Source organism: Marseilla massiliensis, assembly GCF_016899855.1.
Classification (GTDB): domain Bacteria; phylum Bacteroidota; class Bacteroidia; order Bacteroidales; family Bacteroidaceae; genus Prevotella.
The window spans coordinates 1-22,083 of sequence record NZ_JACJJG010000047.1; the positions used below are offsets into that span (position 1 = coordinate 1).

A 22,083-nucleotide genomic window follows, 5' to 3' on the forward strand; every position below is an offset into this window, starting at 1 on the left:
CTTAATTCTTAACTCTTAATTCTTAACTCTTAATTCTTAACTCTTAATTCTTAACTCTTAATTCTTAACTCTTAATTCTTAATTACCAATGTGTGGAATAGTTTGCATTTTCAACATCAAGGAGCAGACGCCAGAGCTACGGCAGAAGGCGCTGCGAATGAGCAGTAAGATACGCCACCGCGGCCCCGACTGGAGCGGAATCTACACCGGGGGGTCGGCCATACTGGCGCACGAGCGGCTGGCGATTGTCGACCCCGAGTCGGGACGGCAGCCGCTGTTCAGCTCCGACAACAAGCAGGTGCTGGCCGTCAACGGCGAGATATACAACCACCGCGAGCTGCGCCGGCAGTACGAGGGCAAGTACAGGTTCATGACGGGCAGCGACTGCGAGGTAATCCTCGCGCTGTACCGCGACTATGGGGCCAACTTTCTTGACCGCCTGAACGGCATATTCGCTTTCGCCCTTTACGACGCCGAGCGCGACGAATACCTCATAGCGCGCGACCCCATCGGCGTGATTCCACTATATATAGGTTACGACGACGACGGCACGCTGTACGTGGCGAGCGAGCTGAAGGCCCTTGAGGGCAACTGCCGCCGCTACGGGCCGTTCCCCCCGGGGCACGTCCTGAGCAGCCGTGACGGCAAGATAAGGCGGTACTACGAGCGCGACTGGTTCAGTTATGAAGCCGTTAAGGACAACAGGGCTGATGAGGAGGAGCTGCGCCGCGCGCTCGAGAGTGCCGTATGCCGCCAGATGATGAGCGACGTGCCCTACGGGGTGCTGCTCAGCGGAGGGCTCGACTCGTCAATCATAAGCGCTGTGGCGGCAAGGCATGCCGGCAGGCGTATCGAGGACGACGGACGCGACGCGGCGTGGTGGCCGCGCCTGCACTCGTTCGCCGTGGGCCTGCGCGGCGCCCCCGACCTGGAAAAGGCGCGCCTCGTGGCCGACCACATAGGCACCGTGCACCACGAGATTAACTACACCATACAGGAGGGGCTCGACGCGCTGAGCGACGTGATATATTTTACCGAGACTTACGACGTGACCACCGTGCGCGCCTCCACTCCGATGTATCTCCTGGCGCGCGTCATCAAGAGCATGGGCATAAAGATGGTGCTTTCGGGCGAAGGCGCCGACGAGGTGTTCGGCGGCTACCTCTACTTCCACAAGGCGCCGTCGGCGCAGGCGTTCCACGAGGAGACGGTGCGCAAGCTCTCCAAGCTCCACCAGTACGACTGCCTGCGCGCCAACAAGAGCCTGGCGGCGTGGGGCGTAGAGGGCCGCGTGCCGTTTCTCGACAAGGAGTTTCTCGACGTGGCCATGCGCGTCAACCCGTCGGCAAAGATGTGTCCGGGCGACGTGATGGAGAAGAAAATCCTGCGCTCGGCCTTCGCCGACATGTTGCCCGAGGAGGTGGCCTGGCGGCAGAAGGAACAGTTCAGCGACGGCGTGGGCTACTCGTGGATTGACACCCTCAAGCGCATAGCCGACGACAGTGTTACCGACGACGAGATGAGCCATGCCGCCGAGCGCTTTGCCGTCAACCCGCCGCGTAACAAGGAGGAGTATCTCTACCGCACGATGTTCGCCGCCCACTTCCCCAGCGACAGCGCGGCCGCGTCAGTGCCCAGCGTGCCCAGCGTGGCGTGCAGCACCGCCGAGGCGCTGGCCTGGGACGAATCGTTCAAGGGACAGAACGAGCCCAGCGGACGCGCCGTGGCCGACGTGCACCTGTGAAAAGCTCTTTTTTAAAAGGTAAAAGAGTAAAAACAATAACATTAAAGGCCGCCTTTCATCATGTGAAAGGCGGCCTTTTTTAATGTCCTGGCTTACAGGCTGTTGCACTGCGGGCGCTTATGGCGCCGCGCCGTGCGGCCGTAGCCGGTCGGATTGTTGTCATGCCGATGTTTATTTCTTCAGTACCGTAGCGTTGAACACGCCGTCGGCAGTTGTCACCTTGACGCGGTATATGCCTGCGCCCTGGCTGCTCATGTCGATGGTCTGTGCCTCGCCTGCCGCCTTGTGGGCTGCGTGCGCTGTCGCTACCAGGCTGCCGGCGTTGTCGTAAACGTAGTAGTTCACGTTGTCGGCGTCGTTGCCGAGGACTACGTTAAGCCTGTCAACCACGGGGTTGGGGCTTACGTTGATGTCCTTGCCTGCGTTAACGTTGCCTATGCCGGTGGCCGGTGCCACGTTTACGGTTACGTTCTGCTCGGTAGTTGCGCCGCTGGCGTCGGTAGCGGTCAGCGTCAGCTCGGCCGTGCCTGCCGCGTTGCCGCCGATGATGAATCCGTCAGCGCTCGGGTAGAGCGTTGCAGCCGGGCTGTCTGACAGCTCTGCCGTGAAGGTCATCTCGTCGTCGTCGGGGTCGCTGAAGATTGTCGAGTATGCTATCACGCCCGATGTCTGGCCTACGTATACGGTCATCTCGTCGTCGCCTTCGTAAACCGGGGCGCGGTTGGTGAACTCTACGTTGTAGATAGCTTGTACATCTGTTGAGTTACCCGAAGCGTCCTCGGCGGTGATTACCGCAGTGTGCTGGCCTGCAGTGCCGTAGTCGGGAGCTACCGTTACGGTCATTTGCAGCTTGCTGCCTGCCGGTACTTCAATTGTGCCTTCAACGGCTTCAACAGTTGTTTCCGTACCGTCTGAAGCTGTCAGTGTGCACTTGCTTACGGTTGCTATGCCGCTCTCGTCGCTTACGCTTGTGGTGAATGCCTCGCCCTCGGTGTCCTCGACGGTTATTACCATCTCGGCTGTCGAGCCTTCGGGTACGGTTATCGTTCCCTCGGGCAGGGTTACTACGGGCGCCGCGTTCTTGTTGAGCGTTATCGGGTAGTTGACAACCGGCTGTGTCGGGTCGTTGCTCTTGATTACGATTACGGCCTTGTTGCCGTGGTCGAAGTATGAGCTTTCGCCGTTGATTTCGAACTCTACGGTCTTCTCCTCGCCTATTGCCAGCTCGCCATCGGTCTCGGTCGTGAGCAGCTTTATCCAAGGCTTGCCGGGCACGTCCTCGATGCACGTCATGAAGTAGCCGAACGAAGAGTAGTAGCTCTCGTACATTGCCGCTCCGAGGTCATACCATCCCGTAGTGGCGTTGTATGCCATGAAGCGTCCTTCCTCCATTGCGTCCTCCTTCTGTGGTACGTATGCCATCACTTCCTCTCCGGTAGGATACTTCAGCGCTACGTAGAAGGTGTCGCCTGGGTTGATGTACACGTCCTTGTCGAACTCGAGCATGCGCGGTTCGCCCATGTAGTGGCCGTCGATTGGAGTCTCGCGCTCAACCCTGAGCGTGCCCTGTCCTATCACGGTGCCTGCCGCTACGTCGCCGCCCTGGATAACCTGGGCCTCGAAGTCGACATTCTCGCGTGTGCCTATCGTTCCGTAGAAGAAGAGCTTTGACAGGTTGAATCCTTCGGCGGGAGCGACGAAGCGCGTAGCCGCGATGAAGTTGTTGACGTTGTCGCGCGAGCCTATCATGTATGTCTTCGGGCTCGTCACTCCGAGTATCGGATAGTACAGTATGTTGCTGCAGTCGTAGCCCTCGGGCACGTCGTAGGGGAAGCCCTCGAATACCGTGTGGGGCTCTATTCCGCGGCAGGAAGCCTTGATGAGCGAGTCGCGCTCGGCCTCGGTCAGGCTGTACACGCCCTTGTTGGTTGACCATGGAGCTATGCCGCCTCCTCCTTCGCTGCCGGGCACTTCAGGAGTCTCGCCTATGCCGGTCGGGTCCATGCGGAGCGAGTAGGTCAGCTTGTACTGTCCTTCGTTCTTGATGGTCATGCTGCCCTTGCCCGTGTAGTCGTTGTTGACGTCTACGCCGCCGATGGTCACGCCTTCGGCAGGGGTGGTGACGAGCAGCGGAGCCTCGGTCATCCTGATGTCGACAAGAATCTCCTGCTCTGTGACGTCAATTCCCTCAAACGTCAGTTTCACCGGAGCGTTAACCGTGAACGGCATGCCCGTTTCGAACGTCCAGATGGCGAACCTCACGGGCTCCTTGCCTACTTCCAGCTCGCGGCCGTCGTACTGCATCCAGCCCATGTTGCTGTCGGAAGATTGTACGCTGAGGGGTCCCGGGTCGATACCGCCGCCTTGCTGCATCTCTGCGTAGACGAAGAGCTGCGCGGGAGTTGTCATCATGTCGGGAGCGAACTCCACGTTGGTTATCTTGAATGCCTTTGAACCGGTGTTTGCCACCTGGAACTCGGTCTCGAGATAGCCGGTGAGGTTGGATCCTACTACGGCCTCGTCAACGATAGCGTCGGGTATCACCGGATTAGGCTCGCCCTGTATGCTGATAGCCATAGGAATCTCTACGACGGGCTTCGTCGGCACGTTGGTCTGCATTACGAGCGTTGTCTCGTAGTTGCCGCCAAGGCTGTCGGCAAGCACCTCGATGGGCAGTTCGACAGAGCCTCCTGCGGGCACTGTGAAGGTCTTTACGGGATAGAACTCTACCGCGTTGCCGGTGGCGATGCACTGGTCGGGCAGGCGCAAGCCCGTCTCTCCCGTCTCGTCCTGCATGCCGGCAAGTCCGAACACGCCGCTCATCACGCCGCCGTCCTCAAGCAGGTACTGGAACTTGTAGCTGCCGTCGCGGTTGAGGATGAGCTGGAAGTCCATGCCGAGCATCATGCTGTTGGCGTAGCCTATGTACGAGATGATTACACGGTCGTCCTCGGCCTTGTAGTAAGTTCCGTTCGTCGTCGAGACGTCCATCGAGTGGTTGCCCCAGAAAGGAGCTATGATGTTGGTGTAGAACGTCTCCGTGGTCGGGAACGTAGCCGGCGGAGCGGGGAACTCCTTGTAGTCCTCGTGCTGGCTGAACGATACGAAGCCGGTGTTGTAGATGTACATCGTCTTGTACTTCTTGCCGTAGAACGGGAACTCGAAGGGCAGCTCAACCGTGTAGTAGTCGGTCTTGTCAATGTAGTAAGTGAAGTCCTGGTGCTCGGTCTCCGGGTCGTTGGTTATGTCGATCCAGTTGTACTCTATCTCGTCGTAGTCGGTCTTCGACTTGTAGATGTAGCCGAGCGACGAGTTCTCGTCGGTCTCAAGGTTGGTTATGTTGAACCATGCGTTGGGCTCAACCGAGAAGGTCAGCGCCTCGTTGCCGCCGTTGTTGACGGTCAGCGTCTGAGCCATGTCAGTGCCGTAGGGCGTGTCAACCGTCACGCTTTCCGGCGTAACGCTGATTTCGGGGCAGCCGATGACGTTACCGCTGAGCGTTACCTGTGCCGACGTTCCGTCCTGGTAGTTGACGGTGAGCACGTCGCTTACCTCGCCCTCAGTCTCTGTAGGCAGGGTTATCATGATGTCCTTGCCGTATCCGGGCTTGATGGTGAAGCCCTTGGCTACGTCGTCGGGCACGGTGAACTTGCCGCCCTCTACAGTTACTGACGTTACGACGAGGTCGTTGGTTCCGTTGTTGCTAAGCAGCACGGGGCGTATCTCCGTAGCCGTGCGGAACACCTCTCCGAAGTCAACCGACGTCGCGTCGAGCTGTGCCACGGGCACGAGTCCGTCGCCGGTGATGTTGGCCGTGAGCGCGATGTTTACGCTCGGGGTCGTCGGGTCGTTGGTGAGCATGGTCAGGTTGTTCTTCAACTCGCCAGCGTACATGCCTTCAACGGCCTTAGCCGTTACGGTTATCTCCTTGCTTTCGCCCACTCCCACGACGCCGCTCGGGCTTGAGAGCTGCGATACCATCGACGTTGCCGGCGCCACGATGCGTATTGCCGAGCCGGTGGTTATCTGCTGGTAGAGGGTGTTGCCTTCGAGCGCAGCCTCGTTGTCGGTTACCACGAACGGGTCGGCGCAGTCAACGTCGGCCACGCCGACAAATACGTTCTGGCCTTCGTTGAAGGTCGTGGTGCGGTCGTAGTCGTCGTAATATACCTCAACGCTTCCGTCAGCGCAGAGCGACATATGGAAGCTTACTGGCGTGTATTGGTCGCCGCCGTCAAGGGCGGGAGCCAGCACGTCCTTGTATTTCACGGTGAACTTGCCGTCCTGGCGTCCGTAGGTTATCTTGCTGTTGGCGCCCATCGAGAGGTTGCCCGAGCATGCGAATGCCGAGATGTAGCCAAGGCCCTCTACGCAGCTTGCCACGGGCACCATGCACGTGATGTTGCCGTCTATCTGGTTGAACGCCACGCCGCCGCGGTCGTTGATGTACACGCGGGAGTAGTTCTCGCCGTAGAACGGGAACTGGAAGCCCAGGTCAACGGCCTCTGACTGCCATACGTTGTTGTTGAACTGGCCCGTGATGTCGGTCTCGTTGAGCAGGTCGGGGTTGCCGTCGTACTGGAACTCGTCAGAGCCGTTGAGGTTAGACTCGTAGCTGTAGCCGAACTTGTGGGCAGCAACGTCGCCTATCGTCTCGTCAGAGAAGCGTGGGAAGACGTACTCCAGCGGGTATTCGCCGGTGTTCTTTACGGTAATCGTAGTGGTCTTTGTCTCTCCGCCGACCTCAAGGTCGCCGAAGTCGTAAGTGGCGGGTGTCACCTCAGCCTTGGCGGGATTTGTGGCCACGCCGCGTACTACGAAGCTGTATGTCTGTCCGTTTTTGTCCTTGAAGGTAACGGTGCCCGACTTGCTGCCGGCCGTAGCAGGCTTGAATGTCACTTCGAACGTGCCGGTAGAGCGCGGGGCGAAGCCTCCAAATATGTAGTCGGCAGGCTCGAACTCGGTAGAGCTGCACGTGATGTTGTCGGGTGCCTGAAGTCCTCCCCACTCGCCGTTGAAGGCTCCGTAGCCGTTGTTGACAACCTCTACGGACAGCGTTTTCTCCTGTCCTATCAGCAGTTCGCCGAAGTCCACCACCTTGGCGGTTACCAGTTCGGGCTTGTTGCCGGTTACTTCCATGCGTACCGTCACCTTCTGCACGGGTTTGTCAGTCTGGTTGGTGTTGACGTCAAGGTTGAAGGTGTAGCTGCCGTTGGGCATGGTCTGTCCGTCGTTCTGCATCGTTACCACCTGCTGTCCGCCAGGTCTTACCGTGCCGCTGATGGGCTCGGGAGAGAGCACTGAGCTCCAGTTGGGGTTCTTGCTTACGGCGTAAACGTCCCATACTATCGAGTCGGCGTTGGCAGCGAGGTTGCCTTCGCTGAGCACTTGCTTGAGCTGTGTCCACGTCTGTCCGTTGTCACCGCTGTAGAAGCTGTACTGGTTTACGTTCTCTGCGTTGGCGTATCCTGCGCCGAGCGGGTTGGTCTGTCCTGCCGGGAACTTTGCGACAACCCAGAAGCTTGAGCCCGGCTCGAAGAATATCTGCTCCTCGAGGTCCTGGTCATAGCCGTACGTGAACCACTCGGGCGTGAACGACGTGAGCAGGTTGGCCGTCGAGATTGACTGCGAGCCGTTATAGATTTCGATTGTAGGTGTGAACGATTCGCCCGGTCCGCCGAAGTTTATCGCGGTCAGGTTGAATCCGTCAGGATACGTTGTCGGGTCTACGTAGAAGTACTGCGCCAGGGCGTTGGGCTTCGACGTGTCGCTGTCGCCGATGTAGTGGTAAATGCCATTAGAGTAGGTCATCTCTTTCGGGAAGTCCTCCTGCACGTAGTCGGCTGTCACTACGGGGTAGTTAGTCACTGCCGAGTATGCCTGCACGCTCTTGCTTGCGGGCACTATGCGTCCCGGTGACGGGGCCGTCAGCGCCGACGTTGATATCTGCTCCGATACGGTGTTTGCCGAGAGGCTGTACTCGAGGATACCCTTGCCTATGTTGTTGATGGTTAGCTGGTCGGTGGCAACGCTTCCATTGGCAGCGTCGACGTTGAGGCTCAGCTCCGTCTTGTCGAGGCTTATCTCGGGGCCTTCGTTGGTCGTGGCGCTCTTGACGGGCGACATGGCCGCGCGCGTGCCGTAACGGTTGACGGCCACGATGGCTACGTAGTAGGTCGTGGTGGGCTCAAGGCCTCCCAGTTCGTACGAGAACGCGTCGCCCGAGGTCTGGAATTTTGTGTCCACAGTTACCGAGCGGAGTGTCGACAGGTCGGTGCTGGCCGTGAACTCGCTGGTGCTGTAGTATATCACGTGGTGGTCTACGCTGCCCTCGTCGGCCTGCGGTATCGTCCATTCTATGAGGATGTTGTCCTGCGACGGTGTCAGCGTGAAGTCGCTGACGGGCTCGGGAGCCTCGCCGGTGCCCATCTGCAGGGCCTTCCACGCGTCGATGTATCCGCTTCCGAACAGTCCCTCGACGTCGGGGTTGCGTGTGTAGAAGTCGTTAACCGACGACGTCAGCTGTGACTTTAGCGTAGAGTTCGAGAAGTCGGGGTTGCCGTATTTCGACAGTACGAGCGCCGCTATTCCCGATACGTGCGGGCAGGCCATCGACGTGCCCTCCATGTATCCGTACGTGCCGTTGGGCAGCGTGCTGAGCACTCCGTAAGGGTCGCCGTAGTCCATCTCGCCGCCCGGCGCCGTCACGTCGCACCATGTGCCGCGTGTCGAGTAAGTGGCGGGCGTGAGCATGGGGCTCATCGCTCCCACGGCCAGTACCGGCTCGTAGCAGCCCGGATAGTATTGGCCTTCCAGTCCGGTGTTGCCGTTGGCGAAGATACAGAGTCCTCCGCTCATCTTGGCATTGGTATAGTCCCACTCGTCGGGGTCACTGCTTACCTTGACACCGCCTCCGCCGTACTGCGTGAAGTAGTCGATGGCGTCGAGCACTGCCTGCTCGTAGTAACCGTCGGTGTCCCATCCCCATGAGCACTGGGCAATGCTTGCGCCCATGTCGGCCGCGTAGACGAGAGCTGCCGCGAAGTTGGCGTTGGCGTTCGAGCGTGAGTCGAACACCTGGCATGCCATCATCTTCACTCCGCCCTCGCCGTTCTGTCCGCCGGCCACGCCGCTTACGCCAATGCCGTTGCCGTTGACAGCGGCCACGGTTCCGGCCACGTGCGTGCCGTGCTCGTGCTGGTAGACGTCGGAAGAGTTGATTACGAAGTTCCATCCGTAGACGTCGTCGGTGTATCCGTTGCCGTCGTCGTCAACGCCCGGCTCTCCGTTAAGCTCGGCCTCGTTAGTCCACGCGTTCTTCTGCAGGTCGGGGTGGTCTGTCTGGAATCCGCCGTCGATTATCGCGACGATAACGTCCGGTTTACCGGTCTCCTCCTTCCATGCCTCGAACAGGTTGACGTCAGCGCCGGCAACCGCACCCTGCAGCAGGGTTCCGTCGTTGTTGTAGTGCCACTGTTGTGACAGCATGGGGTCGTTCATCGGCATGTCTGCCGAAGCCTTGGCGGCCAGTTCGGCCTGTGACACCACGCGCGCCTTGCCTTCGCCGATGAGCTTCATCGGCCTTACTTCCTCGGCAATCTGCACACCGGGCACGGTCTTGTAGAGCGAGCGTGCCGACGCGGGGGTAGCAGCCTCGGAGTCGAATGTCACTTCATACCAGAGGTCAAGCCCCGCTGCCTTGTGCCTCTCCTCGAACTTCGGGGAGTAGGGGATAAGGCGCTTGATGCTTACTGCCTTCACTTGCCGGTTGGCGCGGTCGAGCGGGGTAATGCCTGTGGTCACCACGCCGTTGCTCATCGTCATCGGCGACTTGAGCAGACGGTCTGCGACCTCACGCTGTAGCTTGACGCGCACCACTTTCCTTTCGGACTGAGTGGCAACCGACTGAGCTGAAAGCTGCGTGCTGAAAGCCGTGGCCGACAGTAGCAGCATCAGGTTTAGTAGGGTTTTTCGCATAACGCTTAATTTAAAAGTTAATAAATAAATGAGTAAAAAGTGTATAAAAACTAATACTTAAATCAACAAGTGTCAGTATTCATGCATAATAACTATATATATTGCCGCAAAATTAATAAAAATTCACTAAAAACCAAGAATGTATATAGATAAAATGTAAAATTAATATTTAAAAGGTGTCAATTTATAAGCATATTTTGCATTGTCTAAATCGTTTTGCAATATTTTTGAGTGTAAAATGTACAATTAGTACTTGCCTTCGGGATTCACGCAGGCGGGAAAATGGAGAATCAACGGTTAAAAGTAAGTGGATGTTATCAATCCGAACATTCAAATAAATAATATGTTTGAGGTTATGCGGTTTTGAGGTTTTAAGGTTATACGGTTTCAATGTTTACCTTAAAATCTCAAAACCTTAAAACCTTAAAACCTCAAAACCTTAAAACCTCAAAACCGCATAACCTCAAAACCGTAAATACGATTCGACCCTTCATGGCCGGGATTGACTTTTATATGTCGTCCAACAGGTTTGCTGAAGAACCGCTTTACCGCAAACGGGCAAGCGATGTGCCGTTGTTTTCAACGCAAAATGCCGCCCTTCGTCGGATGAAAGGCGGCATTTCATAACGCATTGTGAATCAATACGTTAAGCGTTGTGTCGTGTGTCGTGCGGCCGTGTGTCGGGAAACAGGCGTGCGATTATCCCGTCGCAGGCGTCCTCGATAAGGTCGAGAGCCAGCTCGAAACCGTCGGCGCCGCAGTAATACGGGTCGGGCACGGTGTCATATCCCGGGTGGCGCGTCATGAAGTCGGCTGCACAGAGTATCTTGCCGCGCTCCTCGTCGGTGCGCGCCAGGCGCCGCAGGTCGGCCATGTTCTCGTGGTCCATGCCGAAGATGTAGTCGAAGCGCTCGAAGTCCTCGCGCCTTATCTGCCGTGCGCGGCTGCTTATGTCGTAGCCGCGGTCGGCGCCGTGGCTGCGCATTCGGCGGTCGGGCAGCTGCCCTTCGTGCCACGAGCCTATACCGGCCGAGTCAACCGTCACGTCGGCAGCCGCCATGCCCAGCTGCCCGAGCTTCTCTTTCATTATAGCCTCGGCTGCCGGCGAGCGGCAGATGTTACCGAGACAGACGAAAAGGATGTCCATGTTTTTTTAATTAAGAGTTAAGAATTAAGAGCTGATATAATTAAGAATTAAGAGTTAAGAATTAAGAAAAAATGCCTTGTTGTTATTTTGCCTGACAATGTATAAGGCATTTTTTCTTAACTCTTAATTCTTAACTCTTAACTCCCTTATGACTCTCGCCGGGTTTCCCGCAGCCATGCAGTCGTCGGGAATGTCCTTGGTCACCACGCTGCCCGCGCCGATTATGCAGCGCTTGCCTATGGTTACGCCGGGGCATACGATAACTCCGCCGCCCAGCCACGTGTCCTCGCCGATGGTTACAGGGTAGGCCGTCTCGATAGACTTGCGCCTTGCCACGTGGTCGATGGGGTGCTGCGGTGTGTACAACTGGCAGTTGGGTCCTATCTTTACGTTGTCGCCGATGGTGATGTTGCCGCCGTCAAGCATGGTGCAGTTGTAGTTCACGAACACGTTGCGGCCTATGCTTATGCCGTTGCCGTGGTCGCAGTGGAACGGCGGACACACCGTGCTGTCCTCCGGAATGCCCGGTATGAGGTCTTCGATAAGCCCGCGGTATCCGTCGCTCGTTATCGTCATCGTCTGCAACTTGGTGCACACCTCCTTGGCATGGCTCAGGCTCGCCATAATCTCCGGGTCGGAGAAGTCGTAGAGCTGACGGCTGCGCATCTTTTCAAATTCGGTCAATTCTTTCATGTAGTTAAAGGAGTCTTTCTTTGTAGTTAAAGGAGTTAAAGTAGTTATCGCTCCCTTACGGTCGCTAAGTAGTTAAAGTCATTAGCTTAGGAGTTAAGGAGTTATGAAGTAAAGGAGTTAAGACAAATGCTTAGGAGTTAAGGAGTTATGAAGTAAAGGAGTTAAGACAAATGCTTAGGAGTTAAGGAGTTATGAAGTAAAGGAGTTAAGTCAAATGCTTAGGAGTTAAGGAGTTATGAAGTAAAGGAGTTAAGACAAATGCTTAGGAGTTAAGGAGTTATGTAGTAAAGTAGTTAAGACAAATGCCTAATCCTTTGTAGTTAAAGTATTCTCACCTTCTCACTTTCTCACCTTCTCACTTTTACTTGCGTCCGAAGTCGGCGGGAATGTCGCCCCATTTGCGGGTGTCCCACTGTATGATGGGCACGCGGAAAGGGTGTGTCTTTAGCCACGTCTCGGCGCGGAGGATGATGTTGTAGAGCTGCGCCGTCTGCACGTTGCGCTCCAGTTTGGTCTTGCACTGCATCTTCCTCACCCACGTTATCGCCGTGAAGCTGTCGCTATAGATTGTCTTGCGCAGCCCTTTCTGCTCCATGAGGGCGAGGGCATGCACGATGGCAAGGAACTCGCCGATGTTGTTCGTGCCGAACATGGGGCCGAAATGGAACACCTGCGCCCCCGTGGCAAGGTCGATGCAGCGGTACTCCATCTTGCCCGGATTGCCGCTGCACGCCGCATCCACCGACCACGCGTCGGCACTTACTTCCATTGGAAGAGGAAGCACTGTGTCGTTACGGTAGTCGGGAGGATTATTTAATTCATAATTCATAATTCACAATTCATAATTGGTTGGGTGTTTTCCGTTGTTCTTTAATTATTCAATAACGAATTATTTTCTTTTGTCTTCTTTATAATTGATGTGAGTATTTTCAACAATTCAACACAGTCAGAAAGCATACTTTCAGCTTGTGAGGTTGAGATATATTCCGCATCACGCAGTAATTCTATCCAATATTCGGTTTCACTGGTTTCTTTTAGGGCTATGTTCAGCTTTGTCGTGAAGTCGGGACGGGTCTGTGCCCGCAATGCTTCACGCACGTTTGCGCCTATGCTTGTACCACTTCTTAATAACTGTTTACCTATAATATAGTTACCGTCACGGTTACAAAGATATTTGTACAGCTTGACACACCGCAGACTGAAAGCATAGCTCTTTTGAACAATTATATTGTCATCCTTGCTCCTCACCAGCCCAATTATGAATTATGAATTGTGAATTATGAATTAAAAAATTACATTCTCTCCGGCATTTCAATTCCCAAGAGAGCCATGCCGTTCTTCAGTGTCTTTGCCACATTGGCCGCGAGAACGAGCCTGAGCACTTTCTCCTTGTCGCTGTCGGCGCCGAGGATGCTGTAGTCGTGGTAGAACTGGTTGAACTCCTTGGTCAGCTCGTAGCAGTAGTTGGCTATGCCGCTGGGGCTGTAGTCCGTGCCCGCCTGGCGCACGGCAGCGCCGTATTCGGCCATTTTCTGGATTAGCTCGGTCTCCTTCTGGTTCACGGGATACGTGCCGTCGAGGGTTGCGGGCAGCTCAACGCCCTGCTCTGCGGCCTTGCGCATTATGCTGCGTATGCGTGCGTAGGTGTACTGGATGAACGGACCCGTGTTGCCGTTGAAGTCGATTGACTCCTCGGGGTTGAACAGCATGTTCTTCCTTGCGTCGACTTTCAGGATGAAGTATTTGAGCGCACCCATGCCCACTATGCGTGCAACGTTGGCGCGTTCCTCTTCGGTCATGTCGCTGAACTTGCCCAGTTCCTCGCTCGTCTGGCGCGCGTCCTTTATCATTTCGGCAATGAGGTCGTCGGCGTCAACCACCGTTCCCTCGCGGCTCTTCATCTTTCCGTTGGGCAGTTCCACCATTCCGTAGGAGAAATGCACAAGCTCCTTGCCCCACTTGAAGCCGAGGCGGTCGAGCAATATTGAAAGAACCTGGAAGTGGTAGTTCTGCTCGTTGCCCACGACGTAAATCATCTTGTCTATCGGGTAGTCGTTGAAGCGCATCTCGGCGGTGCCGATGTCCTGCGTCATGTAAACCGACGTGCCGTCCGAACGGAGCAGCAGTTTCTGGTCGAGGCCCTCGTCAGTGAGGTCTGCCCACACGCTGCCGTCCTCCTTGCGGAAGAAAAGTCCCTTTTCGAGGCCTTCCTCCACCTTGGCCTTACCTTTCAGATAAGTCTGCGACTCGTAGTATATCTTGTCGAAGCCTACGCCGAGCGCCTTGTACGTCTCGTCGAAACCGGCGTACACCCACGAGTTCATCTTCTCCCAAAGGGCGCGCACCTCGGGGTCGCCCTGCTCCCATTTTACGAGCATTTCGTGTGCCTCCTTGATGAGCGGAGCCTCTTCCTTGGCCTTCTTCTCGGCCTCCTCGTCGGTCATGCCGTCGGCTATATACTTGGCCTTCAGCTCCTTAACCTCTTCGCGGTAGTGCTTGTCAAAGGCCACGTAGTAGTCGCCTATCAGGTGGTCGCCCTTCTTTCCGCTCGACTCGGGCGTCTCGCCGTTGCCGTATTTCAGCCAGGCCAGCATCGACTTGCAGATGTGTATGCCTCGGTCGTTCACTATGTTGGTCTTCACCACGCGGTTGCCGTTGGCCTGCATTATCTGCGCGAGGCTCCAGCCTAAGAGGTTGTTGCGCACGTGACCCAGGTGAAGCGGCTTGTTGGTGTTGGGCGACGAGTATTCTATCATCACCAGCGGGGCGTCGTCCGTGGCCTGCTTCTCGCCGTAGTGCCCGTCGGCGTTTATGTCGGCGAGCAGCTGCAGCCATGCCTGGGGCGACACAACGAGGTTAAGGAAACCCTTTACTACGTTGTAAGAGGCCACCGCCGGCTCGTTCTCAACCAGCCAACGGCCCATGTCCTCAGCCGTGTCCTCCGGCTTCTTGCGTGATGTTTTTAAGAGTGGGAACACCACCAGTGTAAGATGTCCTTCAAACTCGCGCTTCGTCTTCTGCAACTGTATCATCTTCTCGGGCACTTCCTGTCCGTAGAGAGCCTTCACGGCGGCGAGCGCCGAGCGGCTTATTTGGCTTTCGATATTCATCTTATTATAATTAAGAATTATGAGTTAAGAATTAAGAAAGTTACTTGTTATCGAGTGCAAAATTACGAAAAATCAACGATATACGGCGTTTTCGGGTGATAAAATTGAATGCCGCATGCCCCTTGTCCGCCAGCCGCCACGCAACGCCCTGACCTGCAGTGGGTTATCAAAGGCCGTCTTTCGCCCTCCCGTTTGCTGCCTTTCGCCGCCTGAAAGGCGGCATTTCAGCCTCCTATCAGGCCTATTCGGCCCATCAGGCTAATTTGACTTATTTAAGCCCAATAGGCCGAATGGGCCTGATAAGGCTGATGGGCACACTTTTAACAAAAAACTACTCGGGGGGGGTAAATTTCGTTCTTGTCGTTTAACTTACCTTTGCAGCGGAAACAAAGATATGGAAACTATGAATATCAGGAAAGCTATTTTTGCCTTGTCTGTGGCGCTCGGTATTTCCGTCAGCCTGCAGGCGCAGACCGTTAGCGGACGTCTTGTTGACGAAGAGAGCCGGCCCATGGCGTTCGCCAACGTGGTGATACTTTCGCCCGAAGACTCATCCTACATCGCCGGAACGGTGAGCCGTGAGGACGGCACGTTCTCCTTAAACAACAGTTCGGGGCAGGAGCGCCTGCTGAGAGTGTCGTCAGTGGGTTACGTCACAATATATAAAAGGTGTAGCGGGGGTGACATGGGTGTAATAGGGATGAAGACCGACGAGAATGTTTTGGGCGAAGTGGTTGTGAAGTCGCAGCTGCCCGTGACGCGCCTTGGCGACGAAGGACTCATTACTAACGTCGAAGGGTCTGTGCTTTCGCGCATGGGAACGGCCAACGACGTGCTCGCCCGCATACCCGGACTGCAACGCAAGAAGGACGGCTTCGAGGTGTTCGGCAAGGGCACGCCACTGATTTACATCAACGGACGCAAGCTGCGCGACAAGGAGGAGCTTGCCCAGCTGTCGTCAGAGGACATCAAGAGCGTTGAGGTAATCCACAACCCCGGCGCGCGTTACGATGCGTCGGTGGGCGCGGTGGTGCGCATACGCACGGTGAAACGCCAGGGCGACGGCTTCGGCTTCAGGCTCAGCGGCGACTATAACCAGTCTGAAAACACCGACCTTAACGGTCAGGCGGACGTCAATTACCGCCACGGCGGGCTTGACGTGTTTGGCATGGTGGGCATTGCCCGGTACGTAACGCGAGCATACGACCGCCTTGAGCAGCAGACGTTTGCCGACACACTGTGGACGCAACGCAACAATTACCGCAACGATACGGACGCCCGCACGCTGAGGGGGCGCGTAGGTTTCAACTACGATTTTAACGACCGCCACTCCATCGGCGTGCGTTACGACATAGTGAAGACGCTGCGCCGCCACGACAACGGCACGTTCAAGAGCGACGTGCAGGCCTTCGGCGAACCTTACGACGTGCTGTCGTCGGCCACGTCAATGCGCTCGGACGCCAAGCCAACGCACTCGCTCAACGCCTATTACGCAGGCAAGATAGGCAAGGGAGAGCTTGAATGGGACGCCGACTATTACTCTTCCGACAACACTGACCGCTCGCAAAACCTTGAGAACAGCGCCGAGCACGACGACCGCACGGTGACGTCGGAGAACGTTGTAAGCAACAAGTTGGCGGCAACGAAGCTCTCGTTCACCCATCCCTTGTGGGGAGGCAGCGCCTCGGTGGGCGGCGAATACACCTTTACCGACCGCCATGACGACTACATCAACCCCGAAGGCTACGTGCCGACGTCGTACAGCCGCATACGCGAACATAACCTCGCGGCATACGTGCAGTACAGCCACCCGCTGCCGTTCGGCCAGGTCAGCGCGGGCGTAAGGTATGAGCACGTCGACTTCGACTACTTCGACAATGGCACGTTCATGCCCTCGCAGAGCCGCACTTACGACAACCTCTTCCCCAACGTGTCGCTCTCGGGACAGCTCGGAAAGGTGCAGTTCCAGCTTAGTTACGCGGCAAGGACGCAACGGCCGTCGTACTCTCAGCTGAGCAACAACGTGCTTTATGCCAACCGCTTCACGTGGCAGACGGGCAACCCGCGCCTGAAACCCACTATTACCCACGACATCACGGCCGTTGCGGCGTGGCGTTTCATGCAGGCGATGGTGAGCTACAAGCTCAACCGCGACTACATTTTTTATTGGGGAACGACGGTCGAGGGGCAGTCGGCCGTCACCCTGCTCAACCGCATCAACCACGGACGGTTGCCGCAGTTGACGGTGTTCGTCAGCGCGTCGCCCACCATCGGGCTGTGGAACCCCAGCATAGGAGCGGGCATGTTGAAGCAATGGCTTACGATGACGGCCGCCGGAGAGGAGCGCAGGTACAACAAGCCGGTGTTCATGGCGCAGTGGAACAATGTCTTTAATCTGCCTGCCGGATTTGTCGTCAACGCCGACTTCAACTACCAGAGCCGCGGAAACGTGCAGAATCTTGAAATGAAAGACGAGCATTACGTGCTCAACATAGGAGTAAGAAAATCACTGCTTAACGACGCGCTGAGCTTGGAACTGCGCGGCAACGACCTGCTGCACAGGATGAAAGACGGCACGCTGATGTACTTTGAACGCGCCATGATGTACGACAAATCGTGGAGCGACACACGCTCGGTGACCCTCACCGTGCGCTATAAATTCAACACAGCGCGCAGCAAATACCGTGGAACGGGCGCCGGCCACGACGCAAGAGGAAGGATGTAAGATGGCTATCGGGCTTATTGGGCTTATCAGGCTTATTGGGCCTATTCGGCTTATTTAGGCCCAATAAGCCTGATAAGCCCAATAAGCCAGATAGGCATGCCACCTAAATAAGCCCCATATTGGCCGCTATGCCGACGGCCTCGATGATGTTTCTGGCGTGCAGTTTGGCAAAGAGTTTCTTCTTGTGGTACTTCACGGTGTCGGCACTTAAGAAGATACTTTCGCCGATTTCGCTGTTTTGCAGGCCCTTGGCGGATAGCAGCAGGATGTCGCGCTCACGGTCGGTGAGCGTAAGTTGCGGCTGCTTTCGCCACCGCCGGCCGGCGAAAGAGTAGACATAGCGGTCTGCATTGGCCTTGTCGGTGATGACGACGGGGCCGGGCTGCTTGTCGTGGGATAGCGACATGGTGCACAGGGCGAGCCAGATGTCGCCCGTGGGGCTCAGCATTATGGGCGTAAGCTGGTGGTGGATGAGCTGCGTATGGCGGTCGGACTGTCGGATACGGAAGTCGTAACTTATGATGAAGTCGCGCCGCCGCTCAATCGGCAGGCCGTAAAAGAAGCCGTATCCGGCGTTGTTTATCTCTACGAGCCGCCGCAAGTCGTCCTCCGGCACCACGGTCAGGTAATGGCCGTAGCCCTTCTCCCTTACCTCCTCGGGACGGCAGCCGCAGAGGAATATGGGGTTGGGCGACACGTAAAGGAAGCTCCTCTGGTTATAGTCTATTATGTAAACGCTGTGGTTAGTGGTGCGTGATACGGCGTCGGCCATGGCCACGCAGGCGTCGGTCTTGGCATAATCGGCCTCGGTTATGCCCATATTCTTGTTTATCGGGTAAAAGAATGATGCAATATCGGTGGTGTTCATTGTTGTCGGGGATTATTATCGGGGCTATCAGGCTTACGCCAAAATGGAGTTATCGGGAGTTATGCGCTCCGCGCAGGAGTTATCAGGAGTTAACGGACAAATGCTTTGTTATTGGTTTTCAGACTATTGTCCGTTAACTACGGACGGTCGGCAGACAGTCTAACTCCCGTTAACTCCCGATAACTCCATTTCGACACACCTTCCTTATAGGCCTTATGGGCGGCGGCTGAGCACGGCCTTGCGCTCGGCCTCGGGGTACTTCTCGATGGCGTAGCGCAGCATGGTGCGGGGCATTTCGTGCCAGTGCTCGTCGACAAAGGCGCTCAGGCGGGCCATGTCACGCTTGCCGGCTTCGCGCAACATCCAGCCAACGGCCTTGTGCATCAGCTCGTGCGGGTGGCTGATAAGCCGCCGGGCGAGGGCGAAGGTGTCGTCAAGGTCGCCTTTCTTGATGAACGCGTAGGTCGAGACCATCGCTATGCGGTTGTCCCAAAGGAGGGGGCTTGAGGCAAGACGGTAAAGCAGATCGCGCGGCTTGTCGAGCAGATAGGCGCCCACGATGTAAGATGCGGAGAGGTCAACGAGGTCCCAGTTGTTGATGCGCGCCGTGCTGGCGAGATATGTTTCCACAATATCCTTGGCGCTGTCGGCGTCGGCTTTCTTCATTTTTTCAACCAGAATGAGCAGGGCGCAGAGGCGGGCCTCGTGCCATTCAGAGTCCAGCAGAGCATTGACGGTGGCCGTGTCGGCAGCCTTGTGGCGCTTTGCCACGCCACGGGTCAGCGGCACCGGAATGCCGAAAAACATGTCGCCCTCGCCATACTCGCCCTTGCCTGTCTTGAAAAAGCCGCTCAACACACGGCGCTTCTCCTCGTTGCCGAGACTGCGCAGCTCGGCCATTATGATGTCGTAATCGCTCATTTTGCTTTATGTCAATAAATCATTTAACAGCGCAAAAATAAACATTTATTATAATACAGGCGTTTTATTTAAAAGATAAAAAGCGTAATTTTGCAGAAAATTGGCCATCAGGCCTATTAGGCCAATAGGGCTAATTGGGCCTAATTAGCCAAATAAGCCAAATGGGCCTAATAAGAAATAATCAACCGCGAATTATGAACTGTAAAGCACTTTTCTTCGACATTGACGGCACTCTCGTCAGTTTCAACACCCACTCCATACCGCAGTCTACCGTCGACGCCCTTACCGAGGCCAAGCGCCGCGGCGTAGGGATATACATCTCTACGGGAAGGCCCAAGCGGCTTATCAACAACTTAGGGGCGATAGAGCACCTCATCGACGGCTACATAACGACTAACGGCGCCCTGTGCGTGGTAGGCGACGAGGTGGTAAGCTGTCTGCCGATACCCGCCGGCGAGGCGCGGGCGCTGGTGGAGAAGTCGGACGAGATGAAGTTTGCCATGATGCTCATAGGCGAGCGCGACCTGACGGTGTGCAACCCCACGCCCGACGTCGACCGCATTTACCGCGGCATGCTCGGCGTAGGCTATCTCGGCGAGGACATGAGCCGTGAAGAAGTGCTCAGCCAGCGCATAATCCAGATGACGCCCATCATCGACGAGGCCACCGAACGGCAGCTCATGCCGCTGCTGCCGGGCTGCGTCTCGGCGAGGTGGTACTATGAGTTTACCGACATAACGGCGCTCGGCGCCGACAAGGGCAGCGCCCTGCACACCATGGCGGCACGCCTCGGGCTTGACATAGGGGAGACGATGGCCTTCGGCGACGGCGGCAACGACAAGACGATAATACGCGAGGCGGGCGTCGGGGTGGCCATGGGCAACGCCGGCGAGGACGTGAAAGCCCTGGCCGACTACGTTACTTCGAGCGTTGACGAGGGCGGAGTGGCTGCCGCGCTGAGCCGTTTCGGCATAATCTGATGATATTATAAACAAGCAGGGCGGCGCCCCATCAGTGTGGGTTGCGCCGCCCTTGCCGTATCATGTCGTGGCCGCTTACCTTATATAATGCGGCAGCTCGTCGGGTATCACCATCGAAATCTCTACCAGTCCGCCCACCTTTCCGTCGTTGGTGTATGCCGTCTGGTAAATCATCTTGCGCTGCCCGTTCTTCTCTATGGTGTAGGCGTTGGTGCCGCCCGTGGCCAGCAGCTGCCTTATTATGCCACGGGCGCGCTCGCCGTGGCAGTCCATGAGGCTCTTGCCTATCAGGTCGCCATGCTTGGCGAACGTCTCCCTCGACTTCCTGTTCATGTAAACGATTGTGGCGTCAGCGTCGCACACTGTAACGGCGCAGTTCATGCCTTCAGCCCATTCAAAGTCTTTCATAATCTCCTTTTTTATATTACGTTTAGTGCAAAGATAGTTATTTTTGCGCTAACGCGGAACTCCAGGCCTGCGTTTTGCCGCATATTGCGTTGTAAAAGGCGCTCTTTTGCCGTGCGTTTTGCCCTCTTCCGCAGCGCCGGAGGCCGTCTTCTGTTTGCCGTCCTTTAACCTGGACACGCCGTGTAGGCCGCCTCAAGAACTAAATATAAACGTTAAATAACTTATAAAATTAGTTTGTTTTCGCCCCGCCCCTTTGCCGTTTGGACATATTTTCTTATTTTTGCGAGTGGAAAACAACCTGAAACACACATAATACATGAAAGAACTGATAATGTCGTTATCGCTCGTGCTAATATGTGCGCTGCCGTCTCACGCCACGGACGGCGACCCCGTGGCCCTGGGCGACAGCTGTCTGGAAATGCACGACACGTTTGGCGCCCTTGAGCATTACGGCGCGGCGCTGGCCCTTGACAGCTCGGCGGCTGTTGTGCGCAAGGTGGCCCGCTGCCACTACATGCGCGGCGACTATGGCCGTTGCGTGTCAACAATGCTGCCCGTTGCGGGCCCTGGCGGCGACAGCCTTAGCCTGGAGCAGCTGCGCTACGTGTTCGACAGCTACCGCCAGATGGGCGAGACCGCGCAGGTGGTGACATGGGGGCAGGCAATACTGCGCCGCTGCCCCATGGACGGCGAGGTGACGGCCGCCGTGGCGCAGGTGTATATCAGCGACAATGCCTACTCGCCGAACATAGGACGCAACCTGGCGTGGAGCTACCTGAAGCGCGACTCGACGTGCATACCCGTGCTTAGGCAGTACGCCGACGCCAACTTCCTGCTAAAGGATTTCGACGCGGCCGAGCGGGCGTACCTCAGCCTGATGGAGCTGGGCGACTCGACGTACAACACCATCTACTCGCTCGGCATGACGTACATGCAGACCGAGCGCGACTCGCTGGCCCGCCTGTGGCTCAAGAGGGCTGCCGAGAAGAGCGGGATGAAGAACGCCGGCTGCCTGTACCGCCTCGGGATAGTGTGCGTCGACATGAACCTTGCCGACGAGGGGATAATGTACCTCAACCTGGCCTTCAGCCTGATGCTGCCCGACCAGCGCGTGGCCTTCGTGGTGAAGCGCGCCCTTGGCGAGGGATATTACAAGAAGGGACACTACTGGAGCGCCATATACGCGTGGGAGGAGGCCCTGAGGTACAACCGCAACAGCATGGCCACCATCTTCAACACCGCCCAGGCGTACGGCCTCGTGGGTAACGATGAAAAGGAAAAGGCTTTCTACCGCGCGTTCCTCAGCATGGCGGCGCTGGCCGAACCGAACGAGGCGCTCGACGGAATGGTAAGGCAGGCCGAGGCCGTAGTGGGCGGACACGAGGATTTCAAAGGGGCAATCGTCGGGCCGCCGATATGATTTTTTCAGTAGTTAGAGGAGTTCTTTTCAGTAGTTAAAGAAGTTAAAGAAGTTATCGCTCACTGTCGTTCGCTAAGTAGTTAAAGTCAA

General features: G+C 56.4%; 14 protein-coding genes. 5 read left to right on the forward strand and 9 right to left on the reverse strand.

The genetic code is table 11. The features are described from left to right. Positions 1-88: 88 nt before the first annotated feature. A complete protein-coding gene (gene asnB / locus H6A34_RS08920) occupies positions 89-1,744 on the forward strand; it encodes an asparagine synthase B (RefSeq protein ID WP_205104997.1) in 1,656 nt (551 codons plus the stop codon). A gap of 171 nt (positions 1,745-1,915) precedes the next feature. Here the strand turns inward: asnB and H6A34_RS08925 are convergent, their stop codons facing one another. Continuing rightward, on the reverse strand, positions 1,916-9,721 hold the full coding sequence (locus H6A34_RS08925) for a S8 family serine peptidase (protein ID WP_205104998.1): 7,806 nt from the start codon (positions 9,719-9,721) through the stop codon (positions 1,916-1,918). A gap of 390 nt (positions 9,722-10,111) precedes the next feature. Between H6A34_RS08925 and H6A34_RS08930 the strand changes: the two genes are divergently transcribed. Then, positions 10,112-10,348 (forward strand): hypothetical protein, encoded by a 237-nt coding sequence (locus tag H6A34_RS08930; RefSeq protein ID WP_205104999.1) that lies wholly within the window; start codon positions 10,112-10,114, stop codon positions 10,346-10,348. A 19-nt stretch (positions 10,349-10,367) separates the two neighbouring features. On the opposite strand, the gene H6A34_RS08935 is transcribed toward H6A34_RS08930, so the two are convergent. From H6A34_RS08935 to argS, 5 genes are all read right to left on the reverse strand, one after another. Further along, positions 10,368-10,868: a low molecular weight protein-tyrosine-phosphatase gene (locus H6A34_RS08935; RefSeq protein ID WP_205105000.1), complete on the reverse strand. Its 501-nt coding sequence runs from the start codon at positions 10,866-10,868 to the stop codon at positions 10,368-10,370. 123 nt (positions 10,869-10,991) lie between these two features. Next, on the reverse strand, positions 10,992-11,561 hold the full coding sequence (locus H6A34_RS08940) for a sugar O-acetyltransferase (RefSeq protein ID WP_021948308.1): 570 nt from the start codon (positions 11,559-11,561) through the stop codon (positions 10,992-10,994). Between the two features lie 361 nt (positions 11,562-11,922). Continuing rightward, a complete protein-coding gene (locus H6A34_RS08945) occupies positions 11,923-12,390 on the reverse strand; it encodes an RNase H family protein (RefSeq protein ID WP_205105002.1) in 468 nt (155 codons plus the stop codon). A gap of 41 nt (positions 12,391-12,431) precedes the next feature. After that, the gene (locus H6A34_RS08950; protein ID WP_205105017.1) at positions 12,432-12,812 is read right to left on the reverse strand and encodes a four helix bundle protein; all 381 of its coding nucleotides are present in this window, start codon (positions 12,810-12,812) and stop codon (positions 12,432-12,434) included. A 41-nt stretch (positions 12,813-12,853) separates the two neighbouring features. Beyond that, positions 12,854-14,671: an arginine--tRNA ligase gene (argS, locus tag H6A34_RS08955; RefSeq protein WP_205105004.1), complete on the reverse strand. Its 1,818-nt coding sequence runs from the start codon at positions 14,669-14,671 to the stop codon at positions 12,854-12,856. Positions 14,672-15,074: 403 nt separating this feature from the next. Here argS and H6A34_RS08960 point away from each other — a divergent pair, with 403 nt between their 5' ends. Then, the gene (locus tag H6A34_RS08960) at positions 15,075-17,396 is read left to right on the forward strand and encodes a TonB-dependent receptor domain-containing protein (RefSeq protein ID WP_239480822.1); all 2,322 of its coding nucleotides are present in this window, start codon (positions 15,075-15,077) and stop codon (positions 17,394-17,396) included. Between the two features lie 103 nt (positions 17,397-17,499). Here H6A34_RS08960 and H6A34_RS08965 read toward each other — a convergent pair whose 3' ends face one another. Together H6A34_RS08965 and H6A34_RS08970 are read right to left on the reverse strand one after the other, a co-directional pair. After that, entirely contained in the window at positions 17,500-18,264 is a 765-nt protein-coding gene (locus tag H6A34_RS08965; RefSeq protein ID WP_205105008.1) for a helix-turn-helix transcriptional regulator, read from the reverse strand. 213 nt (positions 18,265-18,477) lie between these two features. Next, complete coding sequence (locus H6A34_RS08970) at positions 18,478-19,185, reverse strand: DNA alkylation repair protein (protein WP_205105010.1); 708 nt, start codon at positions 19,183-19,185, stop codon at positions 18,478-18,480. Between the two features lie 194 nt (positions 19,186-19,379). Here H6A34_RS08970 and H6A34_RS08975 point away from each other — a divergent pair, with 194 nt between their 5' ends. Then, positions 19,380-20,165 (forward strand): Cof-type HAD-IIB family hydrolase, encoded by a 786-nt coding sequence (locus H6A34_RS08975; protein ID WP_205105012.1) that lies wholly within the window; start codon positions 19,380-19,382, stop codon positions 20,163-20,165. A 75-nt stretch (positions 20,166-20,240) separates the two neighbouring features. On the opposite strand, the gene H6A34_RS08980 is transcribed toward H6A34_RS08975, so the two are convergent. Continuing rightward, a complete protein-coding gene (locus H6A34_RS08980; RefSeq protein WP_205105014.1) occupies positions 20,241-20,573 on the reverse strand; it encodes a PAS domain-containing protein in 333 nt (110 codons plus the stop codon). Between the two features lie 316 nt (positions 20,574-20,889). On the opposite strand from H6A34_RS08980, the gene H6A34_RS08985 reads away from it, so the two are divergent. Continuing rightward, on the forward strand, positions 20,890-21,993 hold the full coding sequence (locus H6A34_RS08985) for a tetratricopeptide repeat protein (protein ID WP_205105015.1): 1,104 nt from the start codon (positions 20,890-20,892) through the stop codon (positions 21,991-21,993). Positions 21,994-22,083 lie beyond the last annotated feature (90 nt).